This is a genomic window from Lysinibacillus composti, from assembly GCF_016908465.1.
Classification (GTDB): Bacteria; Bacillota; Bacilli; order Bacillales_A; family Planococcaceae; genus Ureibacillus; species Ureibacillus composti_A.
On record NZ_JAFBDY010000002.1, the window covers coordinates 52,563 to 72,047 of the forward strand.

The 19,485-nt window shown below is 34.5% G+C and carries 18 protein-coding genes; 14 read left to right on the forward strand and 4 right to left on the reverse strand.

Annotated elements, in window-relative coordinates; genetic code table 11:
* Window positions 1-62 precede the first annotated feature (62 nt).
* The 3 genes from JOD29_RS04210 to rbsB are packed head-to-tail and all read left to right on the forward strand — an operon-like array spanning window position 63 to window position 3,417.
* Window positions 63-1,559 carry a sugar ABC transporter ATP-binding protein gene (locus tag JOD29_RS04210; protein ID WP_124763078.1) on the forward strand — a complete coding sequence of 499 codons (1,497 nt, stop codon included), beginning with the start codon at window positions 63-65 and terminating at the stop codon, window positions 1,557-1,559.
* On the forward strand, window positions 1,546-2,487 hold the full coding sequence (rbsC, locus tag JOD29_RS04215; protein WP_124763076.1) for a ribose ABC transporter permease: 942 nt from the start codon (window positions 1,546-1,548) through the stop codon (window positions 2,485-2,487). Before JOD29_RS04210 ends, rbsC begins: the two co-directional genes overlap by 14 nt.
* A 12-nt stretch (window positions 2,488-2,499) precedes the next feature.
* On the forward strand, window positions 2,500-3,417 hold the full coding sequence (gene rbsB / locus JOD29_RS04220; RefSeq protein ID WP_124763074.1) for a ribose ABC transporter substrate-binding protein RbsB: 918 nt from the start codon (window positions 2,500-2,502) through the stop codon (window positions 3,415-3,417).
* Between the two features lie 99 nt (window positions 3,418-3,516).
* On the opposite strand, the gene JOD29_RS04225 is transcribed toward rbsB, so the two are convergent.
* Window positions 3,517-3,963, reverse strand: a complete 447-nt coding sequence (locus JOD29_RS04225; RefSeq protein WP_420844542.1) for a DoxX family protein — start codon at window positions 3,961-3,963, stop codon at window positions 3,517-3,519.
* A gap of 95 nt (window positions 3,964-4,058) precedes the next feature.
* On the opposite strand from JOD29_RS04225, the gene JOD29_RS04230 reads away from it, so the two are divergent.
* From JOD29_RS04230 to JOD29_RS04260, 7 genes are all read left to right on the forward strand, one after another.
* Window positions 4,059-4,688: an HD domain-containing protein gene (locus tag JOD29_RS04230; protein WP_239585557.1), complete on the forward strand. Its 630-nt coding sequence runs from the start codon at window positions 4,059-4,061 to the stop codon at window positions 4,686-4,688.
* 66 nt (window positions 4,689-4,754) lie between these two features.
* Window positions 4,755-5,708 (forward strand): aldo/keto reductase, encoded by a 954-nt coding sequence (locus JOD29_RS04235; protein WP_124763070.1) that lies wholly within the window; start codon window positions 4,755-4,757, stop codon window positions 5,706-5,708.
* A gap of 400 nt (window positions 5,709-6,108) precedes the next feature.
* Window positions 6,109-7,092 carry a ring-cleaving dioxygenase gene (locus JOD29_RS04240; RefSeq protein WP_124763068.1) on the forward strand — a complete coding sequence of 328 codons (984 nt, stop codon included), beginning with the start codon at window positions 6,109-6,111 and terminating at the stop codon, window positions 7,090-7,092.
* A 717-nt stretch (window positions 7,093-7,809) separates the two neighbouring features.
* Window positions 7,810-8,421 (forward strand): flavin reductase family protein, encoded by a 612-nt coding sequence (locus JOD29_RS04245; RefSeq protein WP_124763066.1) that lies wholly within the window; start codon window positions 7,810-7,812, stop codon window positions 8,419-8,421.
* A gap of 187 nt (window positions 8,422-8,608) precedes the next feature.
* On the forward strand, window positions 8,609-9,178 hold the full coding sequence (locus tag JOD29_RS04250) for an SRPBCC family protein (protein ID WP_158610517.1): 570 nt from the start codon (window positions 8,609-8,611) through the stop codon (window positions 9,176-9,178).
* Between the two features lie 282 nt (window positions 9,179-9,460).
* Complete coding sequence (locus tag JOD29_RS04255) at window positions 9,461-11,350, forward strand: ABC-F family ATP-binding cassette domain-containing protein (RefSeq protein WP_124763062.1); 1,890 nt, start codon at window positions 9,461-9,463, stop codon at window positions 11,348-11,350.
* A gap of 12 nt (window positions 11,351-11,362) precedes the next feature.
* Window positions 11,363-12,478, forward strand: a complete 1,116-nt coding sequence (locus JOD29_RS04260; protein WP_124763060.1) for a conserved virulence factor C family protein — start codon at window positions 11,363-11,365, stop codon at window positions 12,476-12,478.
* Window positions 12,479-12,920: 442 nt separating this feature from the next.
* Here JOD29_RS04260 and JOD29_RS04265 read toward each other — a convergent pair whose 3' ends face one another.
* Both JOD29_RS04265 and JOD29_RS04270 read right to left on the reverse strand, forming a co-directional pair.
* The gene (locus tag JOD29_RS04265; RefSeq protein ID WP_124763058.1) at window positions 12,921-13,817 is read right to left on the reverse strand and encodes a DMT family transporter; all 897 of its coding nucleotides are present in this window, start codon (window positions 13,815-13,817) and stop codon (window positions 12,921-12,923) included.
* A gap of 219 nt (window positions 13,818-14,036) precedes the next feature.
* Window positions 14,037-14,438, reverse strand: coding sequence for a glucosamine 6-phosphate synthetase (locus JOD29_RS04270; RefSeq protein ID WP_124763056.1), 402 nt, complete (start codon window positions 14,436-14,438; stop codon window positions 14,037-14,039).
* Between the two features lie 233 nt (window positions 14,439-14,671).
* Here JOD29_RS04270 and JOD29_RS04275 point away from each other — a divergent pair, with 233 nt between their 5' ends.
* Window positions 14,672-16,744: a DNA topoisomerase gene (locus JOD29_RS04275; protein WP_124763054.1), complete on the forward strand. Its 2,073-nt coding sequence runs from the start codon at window positions 14,672-14,674 to the stop codon at window positions 16,742-16,744.
* Between the two features lie 103 nt (window positions 16,745-16,847).
* Entirely contained in the window at window positions 16,848-17,315 is a 468-nt protein-coding gene (locus JOD29_RS04280) for a hypothetical protein (RefSeq protein ID WP_124763052.1), read from the forward strand.
* A 468-nt stretch (window positions 17,316-17,783) separates the two neighbouring features.
* On the opposite strand, the gene JOD29_RS04285 is transcribed toward JOD29_RS04280, so the two are convergent.
* Complete coding sequence (locus JOD29_RS04285) at window positions 17,784-18,107, reverse strand: hypothetical protein (protein ID WP_338088281.1); 324 nt, start codon at window positions 18,105-18,107, stop codon at window positions 17,784-17,786.
* A gap of 216 nt (window positions 18,108-18,323) precedes the next feature.
* On the opposite strand from JOD29_RS04285, the gene JOD29_RS04290 reads away from it, so the two are divergent.
* Window positions 18,324-19,016 carry a hypothetical protein gene (locus JOD29_RS04290; protein WP_124763048.1) on the forward strand — a complete coding sequence of 231 codons (693 nt, stop codon included), beginning with the start codon at window positions 18,324-18,326 and terminating at the stop codon, window positions 19,014-19,016.
* Between the two features lie 156 nt (window positions 19,017-19,172).
* Window positions 19,173-19,469 carry a hypothetical protein gene (locus JOD29_RS04295; RefSeq protein WP_124763046.1) on the forward strand — a complete coding sequence of 99 codons (297 nt, stop codon included), beginning with the start codon at window positions 19,173-19,175 and terminating at the stop codon, window positions 19,467-19,469.
* Window positions 19,470-19,485: the final 16 nt, after the last annotated feature.

The window sequence follows — 19,485 nt, forward strand, 5'->3', positions numbered from 1 at the left end:
TCTAGCTACAGGCGCCTTGCGCTTTTCTTATACGGAAATGAAAATAGAAGGTGAATGAAACAATGATAGAAATGTCGGGAATCTCAAAAGCATTTAGCGGCAATGTCGTCTTGGACAAAGTAGAGTTCAAATTAGCTGATGGTGAAATTCATGCATTAATGGGGGAAAATGGTGCTGGAAAATCTACTATGATGAAAATCTTGAGTGGTATTTATACAAAAGATTCAGGAAATATCAAAGTGGATGGACAACTAGTTAACTTTAAATCTCCAAAAGATGCGGAAAAACTGGGTATTCATGTGATTCACCAAGAGTTAAATATATTGCCAGATTTAACAGTAGTACAGAACTTGTTTTTAGGAAAAGAAAAAACCTATGGCAAAACAGGAATTTTAAAAAATCGTGAAATGGAAAAGGAAGCTGCGAAACTGCTTTCAAAATTAGGGTTTAATATTAATCCTAAAAAACGTGCAGGAGATTTATCTGTTGGGCAGCAACAAATTATTGAAATTGCTAAAGCTATTGCTAGTGAAGCCAAATATATTGTAATGGACGAGCCAACAGCTGCATTAACTGATCGGGAAATTGAAACATTATTTAAAACGGTTCGTGAACTAAAAGAAAAAGGCATTTCTTTTGTATATATTTCTCACAGAATGGAAGAGATTTTTGCAATATGTGATCGAATTACAATTTTACGAGATGGCCAGTATATCGGTGTTCGTAATATTCCAGAAACAACTTTTGACGAAATAGTAGAAATGATGGTTGGCCGTGAACTTGGTGAACGTTTCCCTACACGTCAGTGTGAAATTGGGGTTACGAAACTTCAAGTCCGTAACTTAAGTGTAAATGGATTATTTGAAAATATTTCATTTACAGTTAATAAAGGCGAGGTGCTTGGTGTAGCAGGATTAATGGGAGCAGGTCGTACGGAAGTTGCTCAAACCATTTTCGGATATCGTAAAGCAAGTAATGGTGAAGTGTTCATCGATGGAAAGAAAGTTTCCATTAAATCACCAATCGATGCCATGAAATATGGTATTGGTTTTGTGACAGAAGACAGAAAAACACAAGGATTAGTTCTCGATTTTTCAATTCAAGAAAATATCGCATTAGCAAATCTTGAAAAATGCTCGTCTTCTGGTGTGATTAACAAATCGAAACAACAGTCAATGGTCACAAAGTATATTGAAGAGTTAAAAATTCGTACTTCGGGACCAGAACAAGCGGCGAAATCATTAAGTGGTGGAAATCAGCAAAAAGTCGTTATTGCGAAATGGTTAGGAACTGAACCAGAAATTCTAATTTTAGATGAACCAACGCGAGGCGTAGACATCGGAGCCAAAAAAGAAATCTATCACATTATTAATAAGTTAGCAGAATCAGGTGTCGCGATTCTTATGATCTCTTCGGAACTACCTGAAGTAATTGGAGTAGCAGATCGTGTCATTGTCATGCAAGAAGGAAAGCTAACAGGTGAAGTCATGAAAGAAGAAATGACACAAGAAATCATTATGCACTATGCAACAGGAGGGGAAAAAGTTGGTCAATTATAAAAATAAAGAGTTGTTAACGAAACTTGGACCACTTTTCGGTTTATTACTACTAATTATTATCGTTTCAATCTTAAATCCTAATTTCTTATCGATTGCTAATATATTTAACGTTCTAAGACAAGTTTCAATTAGTGCAATTATTGCACTTGGAATGACGTTTGTTATTTTAACAGGTGGAATTGATTTATCAGTCGGGTCAACGCTTGCACTTACTGGGGCTGTTGCAGCAAGCTTACTTGCAGGTGGTACTGACCCATTTGTAGCTATGGGAATAGCACTAGTACTTGGTTTATTTTTAGGAGCAGTTAATGGAGTAATCATTACAAAAGGGAAAGTTGCACCCTTCATTGCAACTCTTGCAACTATGACAATTTATCGTGGATTAACTTTAGTTTTTACAGATGGTAAACCAATTTCTAATTTAGGTGATCACTACACATTCCAATTATTTGGTAAAGGATACTTCTTAGGCTTCCCAGTACCAGTTGTAACAATGGTTATTTCATTTTTTGTTTTATACTTTATTTTACAAAAAACAACATTCGGTCGTCGTGTGTATGCAGTAGGTGGGAACGAAGAAGCAGCAAAATTATCGGGTATCAATGCTGATCGTGTGAAAATTGCAGTATATGCAATTACTGGTTTCTTAGCAGCATTATCAGCTTTAATTCTTACATCTCGTTTAAATTCGGCACAACCAACAGCAGGGGAATCTTATGAATTAGATGCCATCGCTGCCGTAGTTTTAGGTGGTACAAGCTTAAATGGTGGTAAAGGGTGGATTTTCGGTACATTAATCGGTGCACTGATTATCGGTGTTTTGAATAACGGTATGAATTTAATCGGAGTATCTTCTTTCTGGCAACAGGTTGTGAAAGGGATAGTTATTTTACTTGCGGTTTTATTAGACCGTAAAAAAACTGCATAAGGAGTGCAAAACATGAAAAAGTTAACGATGTTGATTGTTGCAACGATTTTCACAGTAATTTTGTCTGCTTGTTCAATGGAGTCACCTTTTTTACAAAATGAAGAAGGGTCAACAGGCAAAGATACATTAAAAATTGGATTCTCTATTTCTACTTTAAATAACCCATTCTTTGTTACGTTAAGTGAAGGTGCTAAAGCAAATGCAACTGAATTAGGTTCTGAAATTGTCATTGTCGATGCTCAAGATGATGCATCTAAACAAGCATCAGACGTCGAAGATTTAATCCAACAAGGTGTAGATTTAATCTTAATTAATCCAGTGGACTCTGCTGCAGTTGGTTCAGCGGTACAATCAGCAAACTCAGCAGGTATTCCTGTCATTACAGTTGACCGCTCTGCAGATCATGGGGAAGTTGTTTCTCATATTGCTTCTGATAATGTTGCTGGTGGTGCATTAGCTGGGGATTATTTACTTGAATTAGCAGGTGAGGGGGCGAAAGTTGCCATGCTAGAAGGGGTTGCAGGTTCTTCTGCAGCGCGTGACCGTGGAGACGGATTCCTTTCTGCTGTTGAAGGTAAAGTTGACCTTGTTTCAAGTTTAACAGCAAACTTTGACCGAGGTGAAGGGTTAACAGTAATGGAAAATATGTTACAAGCTAATCCTGAAATTAAAGCAGTATTTGCACAAAATGATGAAATGGCTTTAGGTGCTTTAGAAGCAATTAAAGCGTCTGGAAAAGACATCATCGTTATTGGATTTGACGCAACTGATGATGCACTTGCGAAAATTAAAGAAGGAAAAATGGCTGCATCTGTTGCACAAAAACCAGAAGAAATTGGTAAAGCGGCCATTGAAACAGCTGTTAATTACTTAAACGGAGAAACGGTACAAGAATTCGTACCGGTTGACCTTGAATTAGTAAAGCAATAATGTGAATAAATTTAGTGAACTGCACCTCCTTTGTTAGACACAATTAACGATGGTGGTGCAGTTTTTTTCGATTTTTGGTTGCTTGTACCACTATTGATGTTATGAATATTTCTTTTTCTTTTTACTTTGTCCAAGGAAGTTGTCCAATGCCATCATTTTGCTTCCTCCAAATAATAAATAGAGGGACATAGCTAATAAGGCTAAATTAAATTCATAGCCATTGATAAATCCAAGTTCAAACCGTACTTTCACAATGGCACCAATCATAATAATTGCTAATAGTGCTGCAATAAAACGCGTTGAAAATCCAATAATTAGGAAGAAGCCACCAATTAATTCTACTCCAGCGACACCGAAAGCTACATATTCAGCATAAGGAATTCCATAGTCCTCAAACCTGCCGATGGTTTCCTGAATACCTTCCTTAAATTTATCGAAGCCATGAATAGTAAAAATTGCCCCTAATATCATTCGGATAAAAAGTGTGCCGAAATCATTTTGTTTCAGTGTAGATCCCCCTTCGAATTTCTTTTTAATACATATTATTTCTGCTAGTCCACAGATAACACTATAATTGATAAGAGGGCATAAAATTATTACAAATTTTGTAATAGAAAAAATGAAACTAAAAGATAGGATGATTGAAAGTGATAGAAAATGTTAAAGAAGCTGTGAAAAATATATATAATCAGTTTGATGCTAGTCATGATTTTCAACATATTGAACGAGTATTACAGAATGCCGAAACAATTCTAGCAACAGAACAATTAGCTGATGCTGAGTTAGTGCGACTTGCTGTATTATTACATGACGTTAGCGATAAAAAATATACGGATAGTAAAGATACCGAGAACCAATTAATTAATACGCTTCCAATAGACGATGAAAAGAAAGAACATATTCGTGAAATTATAGCAAGTGTCTCATTTAATGGCGGGAATGAACTTCCAGCTAAAACAATCGAAGCAAAAATCGTTCGTGATGCAGATCGTTTAGATGCAATTGGAGCAGTTGGTATTGCACGTACATTTGCTTTTGGGGGAGCAAAGGGAAGAAAGCTTTATGATGACGAAGAAGAGGCGCGTACTGCCATGTCAGAGGAAGAGTACCGAACAAAATCAACGGCTTCTGTCACACATTTCTATGAGAAGCTATTATTGTTAAAAGACTTAATGGTAACTGAAAAAGGGAAACAAATGGCTGAAGAGAGACACCAATTTATGTTAAGCTTTTTAAAGCAGTTAAAAAATGAAAGGGAAGGAAGAGCCTGATATACAGGTCTTTTAGGATTATTCTTAATTTGGAATAGAGATAAAAATTATGAAGGTGGATGAAAAATGAGATATGTTCAATTAAAAAATGACAAGATCCCGCCAATTGCATTAGGAACCTGGTCGTGGGGAAACGGAGTAAATGGTGGAGACGCTGTTTTTGGTAATAACCTTACAGATATGGAACTTAAGCCAGTTTTTGATGCGGCTATAAGTACCGGATTAAATCTATGGGACACTGCAGCGGTTTATGGAATGGGTGCTTCTGAAACGATATTAGGGAATTTTATAAAAAATCAAAACAATGTATTAATCTCTACAAAATTTACACCCGGTCGTCATGATGATATGGAAAAAACTCTTACCGAGAGCTTAAATCGATTGGGTGTTGAGCACACAGACATTTATTGGATTCATAATCCGAAAGATGTACAAAAATGGACAACTGAAATTGTCCCACTTATGAAAAGTGGTAGAGTAAAACATGTGGGTGTCTCCAATCATAACTTAGAAGAGATAAAGTTAGCTACTTCTATCCTAGAAAGTGAAGGTTTACAACTGTCAGCCGTACAAAACCACTACAGTTTAATTTATCGAGAATCTGAAGAAGCTGGGATTATTGATTGGTGCAATCAAAATAATGTTTTATTCTTTTCTTATATGGTATTAGAGCAAGGTGCTTTAACAGGAAAATATAATGCTAAAAATCCTTTTAAAGAAGGGACAAGAAGAGGCGACGCATTTCATTCGGAAGTTCTTCTTAAGTTAACTCCACTAATAGGGACGATGGAAAAGATAGGTAAAGAATATGAGGTTGATCCTGCACAAATTGCAATTGCTTGGGCCATCGCCAAAGGAACAGTTCCAATTATTGGAGTAACGAAGTCAAAACATATCGAAGAAGCGATTGCAGCTATAGATATTGAATTAACTGATCAGGAAATGAAGGAATTAGAGACGGCCGCAAAGGAAACCGGTGTTGGAATAAGAGGGGCTTGGGAAAAAAGTATGAAAATTTAAAGAAAAAGGCATGCGATCCAGGAAATGAAACTAGAGAGGGTTTCATAGTTTCGCGTGGTTAGCTTTTCTTTCAGGAATGTCGTTCATAAGCTTGATGAACGGCATTTCACTAAACTATGCAAATAAAGTCAGTTTACTTGTATTGAAACTGGTATGTTGTAGGCTTTCTATGTAAATACTAATAAGGTGTTCCAGTTTAGGGGAAAAGTATTGACTGTGAGATTTAGACATGTTATTATTATCTCGAATTAAAGATAACTTAATTCTAAAGAAATTTAGTATAAGTCATGAAGTATAAAAATAACGTATTTAACTAAAATGAAGATAGCTCTTAACTATCTATTTTTTTAAATAATATATCTCGAATTCGAAATATAAAGAGAAAATGGAGGAAAACAATATGAATCACTTAAAAGGGATCCACCACGTAACAGCCATTACAAGTAGTGCAGAAAAAAATTATGAGTTTTTCACATATGTATTAGGTATGCGTTTAGTTAAAAAAACAGTAAACCAAGACGATATTCAAACTTATCATTTATTCTTCGCAGACGATAAAGGATCAGCTGGAACAGATATGACATTCTTTGATTTCCCAGGTATTCCAAAAGGAACTCATGGAACAAACGAAATATACAAAACAGCATTCCGTGTGCCTACAGATGCAGCATTAGAATATTGGGTGAAACGTTTTGACAAATATGAAGTAAAACATACAGGTATTAAAGAAGTTTTTGGTAAGAAGACAATTTCATTTGTTGATTTTGATGACCAACAATATATGTTAGTTTCTGATGAATTTAATGAAGGCGTTGCTTCAGGTACGCCATGGCAAAATGGTCCTGTACCTTTAGAATTTGCTATTACAGGATTAGGTCCAATTCATATCCGCATCGCACAATTTGATTATTTTAAAGAAGTGTTAGAAAAAGTAATGCTAATGCGAGAAATTGCAAAAGAAGATTCACTGCACTTATTCGAAGTAGGTGAGGGTGGTAATGGAGCGCAAGTGATTGTAGAACATAATACCGTTTTACCAAATGGGCGCCAAGGCTTTGGTACAGTACATCATGCAGCATTCCGTGTAGAAGATACAAAAGTGTTATATGAATGGATTGAGCGTATGCAAAGTTTTGGTTTTGGTACGTCAGGTTATGTAGATCGCTTCTTCTTCGAATCACTATATGCACGTGTTGCACCTGGTATTTTATTCGAATGGGCTACTGATGGCCCTGGATTTATGGGTGACGAACCATATGAAACAGTGGGTGAAATTTTATCCTTACCTCCTTTCTTAGAGCCTAAACGCGAACAAATCGAAAAACTAGTACGACCAATTGATACAGTGAGAAGTACACTGACAATTGAGAAAGAGTACTTATAAAAATCATAAATGGACTCCATTCATATTGTTGAATAGAGTCCATTTTTATAGAGATTTATTTAACTCACTTATAGATATTTAACATAGCAAATAATTTCGATTGTGGTACAAGTTAAACATTTAATGAAGAAAATAGTATCGATTTGTGTTAGCAACTGAAAGAGCACTTTAATACCAATTGAAGAACTAGGAATGGGTGCTTTTATTGGTGAAATAACAGAATAAATTTCCACTAACTTCTGGAAAATTGCCACTTTTCATTGATTTCAGTTATATAAGGGGAAAAAATTCTGCTATTTATTAATTAATAAATAAATGTGATTATTAAAATAAGGGAAGATTGTTCCGTTAATGTATGTTGCGGGTGCTTTTATAGGCGAAATAAGGGAAGAAATTTCCGCTAACTTCATAAAAAGTGATAAATTTCATTGATATCGGTAACATAAGGGAAAAAACTTCCTTTATTCTGAAGGAAATATCCGGATTTTTGAATTTAAGGGAAGATTGTTCCGTTAATGATCGTTGACGCTACATTTAAAGTGATGTAATGGAATAATTCTCCTTTATATTTAAGGGAAGATTGTTATCTTTTCGGAAAATAATAGTTTATATAAAAAATTTAGTGGCAATTTTATCTTGTTTTTAGTCTTTAAAAATACTAAAGTTCTTAAGAGAAGGAAAATTTATGTAGAAGAATAGATTAAAGAGGTGAAATAAATGCTTTCAATCAATCCAAAAGACAATTCAGAAAGAGAAAATTATAAACTATTAATTGGAACGATTATTCCAAGACCAATAGCTTTCGTCACAACAAAATCAGATAATGGTATAGTCAACGCTGCACCATTTAGTTTTTTTAATATCGTTTCGTCTAACCCACCGATGTTATCTGTTTCGGTACAAAGAAAAGGTGGTCAACTTAAAGACACGGCAAGAAATATATATGAGAATCATGAGTTCGTGGTTCATATTGTAGATACTGAAAATGTAGAAAAAATTAATGAAACTGCCGCATCACTACCACCAACTGAGAGTGAATTAGAATTAGCTAAACTAACTCAAGTGGAAAGTGAAATGGTTAGCGTGCCAGGAGTTAAAGAGGCAAAAGTCCGTTTTGAATGTAAATTAGTACATGCGACTTCCCTTGGAGGCCAGGAAGATCAGCCAGGTTGTGATTTGTTTGTTGGAGAAATTGTTCAATACCATATTGACGAAAAGATTTATGATGGTAAGTATATAAGTCCAACAGAGTTAGATGCTATCAGTCGTTTAGCTGGAAACGATTATGCAAAAATCGGTGAAATTTTTACTATGCAACGACCAAAATAACTATTTAATAATAAGTGAAATTTCAAGGTGTCTCAATAAGTGAGACACCTTTTGTTGTTTTACCGAATTTAACTATTTAATGGTGAATCATATTTTAAAATTTTAAAGTAATTGGATTGATTTTAAGCAAATGTACACTATAAGGAGAAGGTGAAGTTTTTATAATAACTAATAAGGAATGGTTATCATGGGAAAATCCCAAAATGCAATGTTGATTATATTACGAACATTTGATGAACCGCCAGAAAAATTATTTGAAGCTTGGATTAATCCAGATATTATGAAAAAATGGTTTTTTACATCAGAATTAACGAATATATATACGAGTAGCGAGCCTAAAGTTGGTGGTGCTTTTGAAATACTCGATTTTCACGATGAAGAAGACTATTACGTATTAGGTAAGTATAAAGAAATCGACCCACCAAAAAAATTACGATTTACCTTTAAAATGCCTCATATTAATGAAGCAGAGGATGTTATTGAAATACAAATAAAGCCATATGAATCAGGTTGTAAAATGACTTTTATACAGGAAATCAAGATCCCTACAGAGGTAGGATTGACAGAGGAAGAAATCGAAACGAAACTAAAAGAGTATCATGATCAAACCGAAGAAGGTTGGGGTTATATTTTTGATAAATTAAGCAAAGTACTTAAAACAATGAGAGAAGTAAGTTTTTATGAAAAAATGTTAGGACAAGCTGATTTAAGTAATGATTATTTTAACAGGGATTCTAATCATGAAAGGAACTTTTAGCGTAACAAATCGAAAATATATCAGTCTTCCATAAATTTGGAGGGCTTTTTATTTTGCAATATTCGCCATAACTACGATACTATAATTCCTATTTATTTCTAAAAGTTAAAAGTAGTATCTCTGTATTTTGTTCATAGGAGTCAATGAATTCTGTTTAATGCTTTATTTTACATATTCCTTTATAATAAGATTTATATATAACGTTGATATTATTGATGCTGTAAATTTTTAAGCGTTAATTTACACGTAAAACAATAGTTAACTGAAAGAGAAGGATAATATATGAGTCATTTAATCGTATCAAATTTAACGAAAACTGTGGGAGATAAAACTCTCTTTAAAAATATCGAATTTACTATATATGAAGGTGAACGTGCTGGGTTAATCGGCATTAATGGTACAGGGAAATCTACTTTATTATCGATTTTAGCAGGTATACAAGAAGCTGATTCAATCGAATTGGATCACCCAAATAAATATCGTGTGGCTTACTTACCACAAGAGCCACAATTTAATGAAGGAGAAACTGTATTACAAGCAGTATTCTCTGGTAATTCTCCAATTTTACAATTGAACCGAGAATACGAAGAAACTGTTACGCAGCTATCAAAAAATCCTGAATCAGAAGAATTACAAAATAAATTATTTAGACTACAACAACAAATGGACAATGAGAAGGCTTGGGATGTCAACGCACTAGCAAAACAATCACTTACAAAACTGGGGATTGATATGTATGATGCGATTGTTTCAAGCCTATCAGGTGGACAACAAAAAAGGGTGGCTCTTGCAAAAGTACTAATTGAACCTGCAGATCTTTATTTGTTAGATGAACCTACGAACCATTTAGATGTTCAATCAACTGAGTGGTTACAAGAGATGGTCACACGTTTAAAAGGTGCAGTTATTTTCATCACCCATGACCGTTATTTTTTAGATGAAATATCCACACATATTTATGAACTTGCTAATCAAACCCTGTATCGTCATACAGGTAATTATGCAGACTATTTGGAAGCACGTGCTATTCGCGAGGAAATGCGTGCTGCAACACAAGATAAATTACGAAATCGTTATCGTTCAGAATTGAAATGGATTCGTCGAGGAGCAAAAGCCCGCACAACGAAACAAAAGGCTAGAATTCAACGTTTCGAGCAATTAGATGATCAAATTGATCGTAACACCGATGATGCGAATTTAGAATTATCTTTGGCAACGACAAGACTAGGAAAAAAAGTTATTGAAGGTGAACATCTATCAAAAACTTTTGCTGACCGTGTAATCCTTGAAGATTTTAACTTTTTACTACAACAAGGAGATCGTATTGGTATTATTGGGGCCAATGGTTATGGCAAATCAACCTTGTTAAATATCATTGCTGGAGAAATACAGCCTGATGAGGGTGAAGTAATTGTAGGTTCAACGGTTAAACTGGCACATTTCAAACAAGTGTTGCCAAAAATGAATGAGAACGAACGAATGATTGAGTATATTCGAGAAGCATCAAATGATATTACGGATGCGGAGGGTGTACGATATTCTGCTGCTCAAATGCTAGAAAGATTTTTATTCCCATTACATACCCATGGAACTCCCATTGGAAAGTTATCAGGTGGAGAAAGAAAACGTCTGCATTTATTACGATTATTAATGGAACAGCCAAATGTTCTTTTACTAGATGAGCCTACAAATGATTTAGATATTGAAACACTTGGTGTACTAGAGGACTTTATTGAACACTTCCCAGGTGTCGTCATGACCATATCCCATGACCGTTTCTTCCTAGACCGAATCGCAAAAAAACTTTGGATTTTAGATGGACAAGGAAATGTAAATGAAAGTTTAGATATCTATAGTGACTATTTAGAAAAGCAAGCACTTGCCCAAAAAATAGAAGCAAAAGAGGAAAAAGTTGAAAAACAACCAAAGCTTCAAAAAACAAAAAACGAAAAGAAAAGGCTAACGTTTAAAGAACAAAAAGAATGGGAAACAATTGGTGACCAAATTGCTAAAGTGGAAGAGGACATTATGACTACAGAGGAGGAAATTTCCACTGCTGGTTCTGACTTTACAAAACTTCAGCAATTAACAGTCAAACTAGATGAGTTAAATACGGAGTATGAACGTTTAATTGAAAGATGGTCTTACTTAGAAGAAATTGTAAAAGGATAGGAGGAACTGATCATGAAAATTGTTACAATCGAACCAACTCCAAGCCCAAACTCAATGAAAGTTGTGATTGATGAGGAATTACCTTTTGGTAAAAGTTTTAATTATACAAAAGACAATCTAGATGAAGCACCGGAAGAAATTAAAGCCATTTTACATATTGAAGGAGTAAAAGGGGTTTATCATGTTGCAGACTTTTTAGCAATTGAACGAAATGCAAAATTCAGTTGGGAAAATATTTTATCAAATGTACGTACTGCATTAGGCGAAAAAGGCGATGTTATTGGCAAAGAAGAGCAACAAGTAGTGGACCATTATGGTGAAGTCTTTGTTCACGTCCAAATGTTTAGAGGGATCCCACTGCAAGTTAAAGTATTTGATTCATCTTCTGAACACCGTATTTCAACAGGAGAGCGTTTCGTGCAAGCCTTCCAATCTGTAGAAGTTAATAAATTTGATGACAACTATATTTTAGAACGTAAATGGGTTGACTTCGGTGTGCGTTACGGAGATAAGGAGGAAATTGCCCAAAATATTTTACAAGAAATTGATGCAACTTATCCGGAAGAACGCATTGCTAAAATCGTCGAAGCGGCCAATACAAAAAAATCTGTTACGGTCGAGCGCAAAAAAATTGCAGTAGAAGAGTTCGATGTAGAAGATTGGCATACGAGATTCCAATTACTTGATCAAATACCGGACCCTGAACTCGATGATCTTCCACTTTTAGAGAAAGCGTTAGAAGATGAGCAAATGTCTATTCGACGTCTTGCAGTCGTCTATTTAGGGATGATTGAAGATGAAAAAGTGGTCCCACTACTTTCCCGTGCATTAAAAGATAAAAGTGCCGCCGTGCGTCGTACTGCAGGGGATTGCATGAGTGACTTAGGCTTGGCAGAATTTGAGCATGCAATGATTGAAGCATTGAAGGATAAAAACAAACTTGTTCGTTGGCGCGCGGCTATGTACCTATATGAAACAGGAACTGAAAACGCATTACCTGCACTTCATGAAGCAGAAGAAGACAAAGAATTCGAAGTGAAACTACAAGTCAAAATGGCAATCGCTCGTATCGAACAAGGCGAAGAAGCAAAAGGATCCGTTTGGAAACAAATGACCGAGCACAGATAATGAGAAAAGTGAAATCGAGGAAATCGATTTCACTTTTTTTCTTTTCTTGATGTGATACAAAATTCATCAGAGTCAACTCTTCAAAAGTGTGATGAAGGGGAAAAGAGGTGATAAAAATAAGAAACCCTCTTCAAGCCATCACTATATAACGGAAGAAACTTCGCTTAATTTAGAAAATCCCTTTATTTTCTGCAGTATAAAGGAACATCTTTCCCTTATGTGAATAAAATCCTTAAATTTTCCCTTATTTAGAGCAATTAAGAGAAAAATCTTCCCTTATTCGTGCCATCTAAGCCCTCACTAAGTACATTAGGGGAATATTTTTCCGTTATCTACGTCTTTCATTTTGGCAATGAAGAGAGAAAAGGTGCTACAAAACTGAAAAAGTCCACTACATTATTGGTAGTAATTTAAACTAGTATATAGTGATGCTGCGTATGATCTATTGAACAACTTCACTCTCATTCGAAACAGCATCTTTTTTGGTAGGCATGAAAACTGTGTAAAGTATGCCTCCAAATATAAGTATGATGCCTAGTGACTGTAGCAGCGTCGGTCTAAAATCTAAAATGATCGTATCTAGCAAAATAGCGACAACTGGATCCATGAATACTAATACGGATACAACGATTGTAGGTAAGTGTCTGATACTATCAAAAAATAAATAATAGACAAAACCAGTATGAATGATTCCCGTACCTAAAATAAACAACCAATTTGTTGTCGTTAATCCTTGGAAAACCGAAAAATCACAAATGGGTAGGAGCATTATAATTCCTACAAACGTTTGTAAAAAAGTCGTGGCATAAGGTGACAAACTACTAAGTGTTTTGCTTAAGAACATTGTGGATGCATAACAAATAGCTGAAAGTAATGCCCAAATAAAGCCTGAGTTGAAAAATTGTTCGATTGAAGTAAAATTGTCAATTCCTACTATGAAAATACTGCCAATAAAACAGATGACCGTAGCCAAAATACCGCGTAAAGTCATTCGTTCTTTTAAGAGGATTGCTCCTAAAATTAATACAAAGATGGGCGCTAAATTATATATTGAAATAGCAACTGAAATTGACATTTCTTCAAATGCCTTGAATAAAAATACCCAATTCATTACGAGGAAAATCCCACAAAATAGTGTTTGAATTACTTCTTTTCGATTCCATGCTTCATGTTTATGTCCACCTGTAAAAAACCACATCGCACTTAAAAATACTGTTGCAAAAATACAACGGACAAAAACAAGTTCGACGGCTGGGATTCCTGTATGTATGGTGAAAAAACCAATGGAACCAAATATGGCCATTGAGATGGTTAATTTCATCATGGCGGATACATTCATATACAATCCTACTTTCTGATTAATATTCTTATAGTATAAAGCAATAAAGTTCAAACATGGTAAAATAGTTTGTAAATGAACTACAAATGACTATGAAATTTAAAAGGATGAAGAGAGTATATGAAATGAACTTCATGGGGGCACCTCATACAAAAAAGAAAAGTACCATTCAATCCAATGTTGAATGGCACTCTCAGATTAAATTAAAATAAGGTGTGTTTAATTTTTTGCAACAGTTTGTAAAAATTCATCTCGTTGGTCTGCCTCTTGTTGAACCCCGTTTAAAAGAAGTACACCCGTGTCATAATTGCTTTGATCTTTTTCTACAACAAATTGCAAATTAATCTCGTTTTTTTCTCCGTTCACAGGGCATGTCCCTTTATATTCTACGACATGTTGATTTTTTTGGGTTTGAAAGTATACCCATTTGCCTTCTTCACAATAATTTGTGAAAGCCTCATCTAATGTCACAGAATCTGAATTATTCATCTTCGTTTCTTTTATATATGAAATATATTCATTATCTGTTATTTCTTCTTGCGGCCCGTAAAAGTACCAAAAGATGCCGATAATTATTAGTGGAACAATCCATAAAATCGTCCTTTTCGAAACATTTTGCATACACCTAATCTCCCTTTGAAACTTTTATTTTATTATATCATCAGGTAACGATGTTTTTCTAGAATAAGATAGTTATTTTCTATTTAATAACGAATATTCAAAAGATGATAGAAAATTGGAAATATGAAAGGTGGAAGTTACTAGTTCAAAACGGCCAATAATGTATTTTTGGCTTTTTTACAAAACGTCATTTTCAAATTATACTTAAGGCAGATGTAAAAGGAGGGTTTGCGATGAAGAGAGCGTTATTGATCGCTGAAAAACCATCTCTCATGCGTGATATTCAAAAAGTTTATAAAAAAACTACTTTACCTTATGAAATTGATTTTTCTTCATTCGTAGGTCACGTTGTTGAATTAAAAGAACCACATGAATATAAACCGGAATGGAAGAAGTGGAATCTCGATGTATTACCGATGATTCCTGAGAGATATGAATTTCGAGTGAAGAAAAGTGCCTATAAAGTCTATAAGGATATAGAGCAAACTTTAAAATCAAATCATTATGATTTCATCATTAATGCCTGTGATGCTGGGATGGAAGGGGAAAATATCTTTTATTCCTTTTACAAACGTGTGGGATGTAAGCTTCCAGTAAAGAGGTTTTGGACTTCTCAAACGACTGATACAGCAATTCAGAAGGCGCTACAACAATTGATTGATGAAAATGATGCGATGATTCGTAATTTGCGCAATGCCGCGATGTATCGTTCGGTTTTTGATTGGTTGATTGGCCTGAATTTAACACGAGTGGCAACGGTAAAAGGTGGACGGATCATTAAAGTGGGACGAGTGATGACTCCTACTTTAGCTATTGTTGTTAAAAGAGAATTAGAGATTCGTAATTTTAAACCCGAACCCTATTTTCAAATAGAAATAGACTTAGATTCGTTTAAGGCAATGTGGTTTGATCCCAAAACAAATGACAACAAAATAAAGAATAAAGAGCTTGCAGAAGCAATTAAATCGCAGTTGATGGGTATAGCAAGAGTAGTAGATGTGAAAACAGAGAGGAAGTCGATGTATGCTCCATCCCTCCATTCATTATTAGAGCTACAAAAGGAAGCCAATAAATTTTTCGGCTTAACCTCTGCCCAAACATTAAAAATTGCCCAAGGTCTTTATGAGAAAAAATTAATTACTTATCCGCGTACAGAATCGAAACATTTACCGGCTGCATTTGCAAAAACGATAGAAGACAATATTCGAACACTCGCAAATCTAAATGAATATCAAGAAGTTGTGAAAAACATCTTATCTAATAAAAAACAAATAGAATATGTTCGTCATTCAAAACGATACGTAGACGATAAAAAATTAACTGATCATCATGCTATTACCGTTACGGATGTTGCGATAGGAAAGAAAAAGCTCACAGCAGATGAATTAAAAATTTATCATTTAATTGCGAGAAGATTACTTTCAATTTTCTTACCACCTTATCTAATTGATAAAACAGCTGTAGTTTTACAATCTGGTGAGCATTTCTTTAAGGCGAATGGAATTTCTATAATCGATAAGGGTTACACGGTTCTTTATGAGAGCTTTAACAAGAAAAATGAGCGCCCATTACCAATGCTTCAAATAAATATGGAACTACCGATTCGCCAGGCAGAGGTTTTATCCAAAATGACGGAGCCTCCTCAACGATACACAGATAGTACACTACTTGATGCAATGTTTCACGCAGGTAGATTTGTTGAAGATAAAGAACTGCAAAGGATATTAAAAGATGCAGAGGGAATTGGGACTTCTGCAACACGTGCCGAAATTATTGAGAAACTTATCTCCATTGGCATGATTGGAAGACAAGGAAAATCATTTATTGCGACCCAGTTTGGCATTGATGTAATTGAAAGTCTTGGAAATCATGACGTCGTATCTCCTGTCCTTACAGCTATATGGAGTAAAAAACTAAAAGATATCGTTGATGGTCATTTAAGTTCTCGTCAATTTTATGGAGAGATGCTGCAGTTTGTTCAGGAAACAACCGCTCGTTTGAAATCTATAGAGATGGAAGTAGCAGAAAAACAAACGGTAGTAGTTGGAAAGTGCATTAAATGTGGGTCCTCAGTTGAAGAAGGATTTAAAGGCTATGCTTGTTCAAATAAAGCATGTAAATTTTTCATAAGTAAAACCTTGATGAAAGCGAAAATTACGTCTACAGATGCTAAAAAATTATTAACAGGAAAAGAGACGAGAGAGATTCGGTTTACATGGAAAAGTGGAAAAAAAGGAAAAGCGAAACTGAAACTGAATGGTGAAAAACTCGAATTTGTATTTTCGCAATCTAAGGAACAAAAGTAGAAACAGACATATTCATTCTTCATTTCTTTATGCATTTGCCTCTTCGGTCACTAAGAAACTTGCATATATTGGAATAATCTCTTAAGAGGGGAGGTAATGGTAGATGAAAGGAAGAACTGATTCTATGCGCCAGCATAAATGTCACTGTAAAAGCCATGATTTCAAGGATGATTGTCATTGTAATTGCAATGATTTTAAGGATGATTGCCTCTGTAAGCATCATGACGATGAAGAATATCGCCATTGTCATAAATGTAGAAAATGTCATCAAAAAAATAGTAGTAAACATTGTAGTTCATGCCAAACTTCCTTCTGTGATGATTGTCATGATTTCTTTGATATTACTCTCGCAGGTTTACGTGATACCTTCAACTTCAAATTGTTAAATAATCACAAATGCCGCATACAGGTTGAGTTAATAGCAGGGCGTCCAATAAAAGGGCAAACGTGCAATGTGGGAATTGATTTCATCGATATTAAAAGAGATGATGGAAAAATTGTAACGATTTTAAAAGATAAAGTGAGTCATATTATATGGGCTAATAAAAGATGTCCACGATGCCGTAACTAAGAAATATTAAGGGCTATTTCTTCAATTCAGTTCAAAAATTTTGAATAGGATAATCATAAAAATGAAATGGGATTATTTCTATTTGAAAACCATAACATTTTTAGAAAAATATATAGCAGTTGGACTTTCCTAAGCGTAGCGAAAACGATATAGAAATAATAATAGAAGGTACTACCCTTGAGGGTGGCAAATGAACAGTAATATATCATACTGTTTCGTCAGTTTAATGCCACCCCTGTTCAAGGGTCATTTATTATTTTGTGAGGACAAAAGATCAACCCCCAGTATATGACAAGAAAAAAAGCACCACCTTTCAGATGAATTTCCCTCATTCAAATTTTTTGTTATCCTGTTGCTTTGTTTGAATTTGATATAAATCGAGAATACGAGGGGATGAAAACGAGGTATTGTATTGGGAAACTTTATTTATTTTATAGAAAGTATAGCTAACATTTGAAATCAATTTCTTTAGGATCGTACAGAAAAACAAATTAATGCAAACATTACATATACAAGAAAAGTACAAAACATAATCATACCAAACCCCGACATAACGCCAATCATTGGCCCCATAATCCCAGCCATTAACCCACTAGATATGCCGGATAGCAATGTTTGATAATCAACTAACGCACCAAAAATTGCCCCAATAATAATAGCAAGTATTGTAGTGATAACTGTTATGAATGTATAGGAAGCAGGAAAGGTATTTCCAAGTAACGCTCCAACGGCGATTCCCATTACACCACTACTCGTCATTGCAATATTCATACCTAAATGATAGCTAATCACGAAACGCAATTTTAATAAAAACGTGTATGAGATAAAACATACCAAAAAATAACTCACCAAAATAATAAGTAAAAGTGTACTCAATTTTTCACCTCGTCACATTGTATGTATGACTTGTATAGGTAGATTACTCTTATTTTGTTTCGGGAGTAGATACTCTCCGGACTGTGTGGTTGGCAAATTTGTTCTTCATTTATTAAGAAGGGATGTTTTAAAATGTTTGAAAACCAACATCCAGAACTAAAAAAAGAAGAAGGATACACATCACCTGCAAGTTCTTTACCATTACATGAATTAAAAATGTTACAAGGATATATACATGAACAAAATTTACAAAATCTTGGCACCCTTATCCCTAATTATAAAAAAGTTTTTATCTTAATTAAGTTTTTTAAATCTAAAAAGAATCAATTAGTTGAGATCTATTCAAGAAATCATGATGAAGTCATTCATACGCTTGGTAAAGTAGAGACAGTTGGAAGAGATTTTGTTATGTTAAAGACACTTTTCACGCGAATTTGGATTCCTTATGCTGCCATTCACTCTGCAACTTCGCCATTTGGAGTACCTAATATCCCTAGCACTCATCAACATATTGTAATTGACCAAGAACTTCGAAGGAAATTATTAACTAATTTTGGTGAAACGGTTTCCAAGAAACATCAGTTACGCCAACAATTTTATGAAGAATTACTAGAGACAAACTTAAAAACTTGGAAAGGGACTAATTTTTCGATCTATTCAGGAAAAATATACAGCGGAAAAGTTAAGGATATTTCAACGGGTAAAATCCACTCAACAGAAAAACAAGAGCGAGAGATTTTACTACCAAAAGTAAATTATTTAAAACAAGCAAGGATTGTTTCTTTTGTTCAACAAATGATGAATAAACTATTTAAACGAAATTAACTAACCTTAAAATCGCTCTCACACAAAGGGAGCGATTTTTTATTTCTATTAATTTTGTAAGACATAAAGTATACATTGTTTGTCTGTGCTATAGTTTAAATCGTTTACTGAATTTTCCATAAAATAAAGTGATTCTATATATAAGGAGGGGAAATCATGAAAGAAAAGGAGATTGACATTCTTCCGGAAAACGAATTGTTTTATGAATTGTTAGATCAAGAGATACTTCTAGTAATGAATAGTAAACAATTAAGTATTTTGGGCCAAACTTTTCGGCCGATTTTTACTGGGAAAGTTGTAGAAGTAACGAATGGGTTTATCACACTAAATCCTGTAATAATAAAAATGCATAATGCACCATTCTATAAGTTTCCTACACCACTTAGTTTCCCGATGGAGCACATTTCCCTATTTACGCCATTTGACCCTAACAGAAGAATACCACTAATCTAATGTGTTGTTAAATACT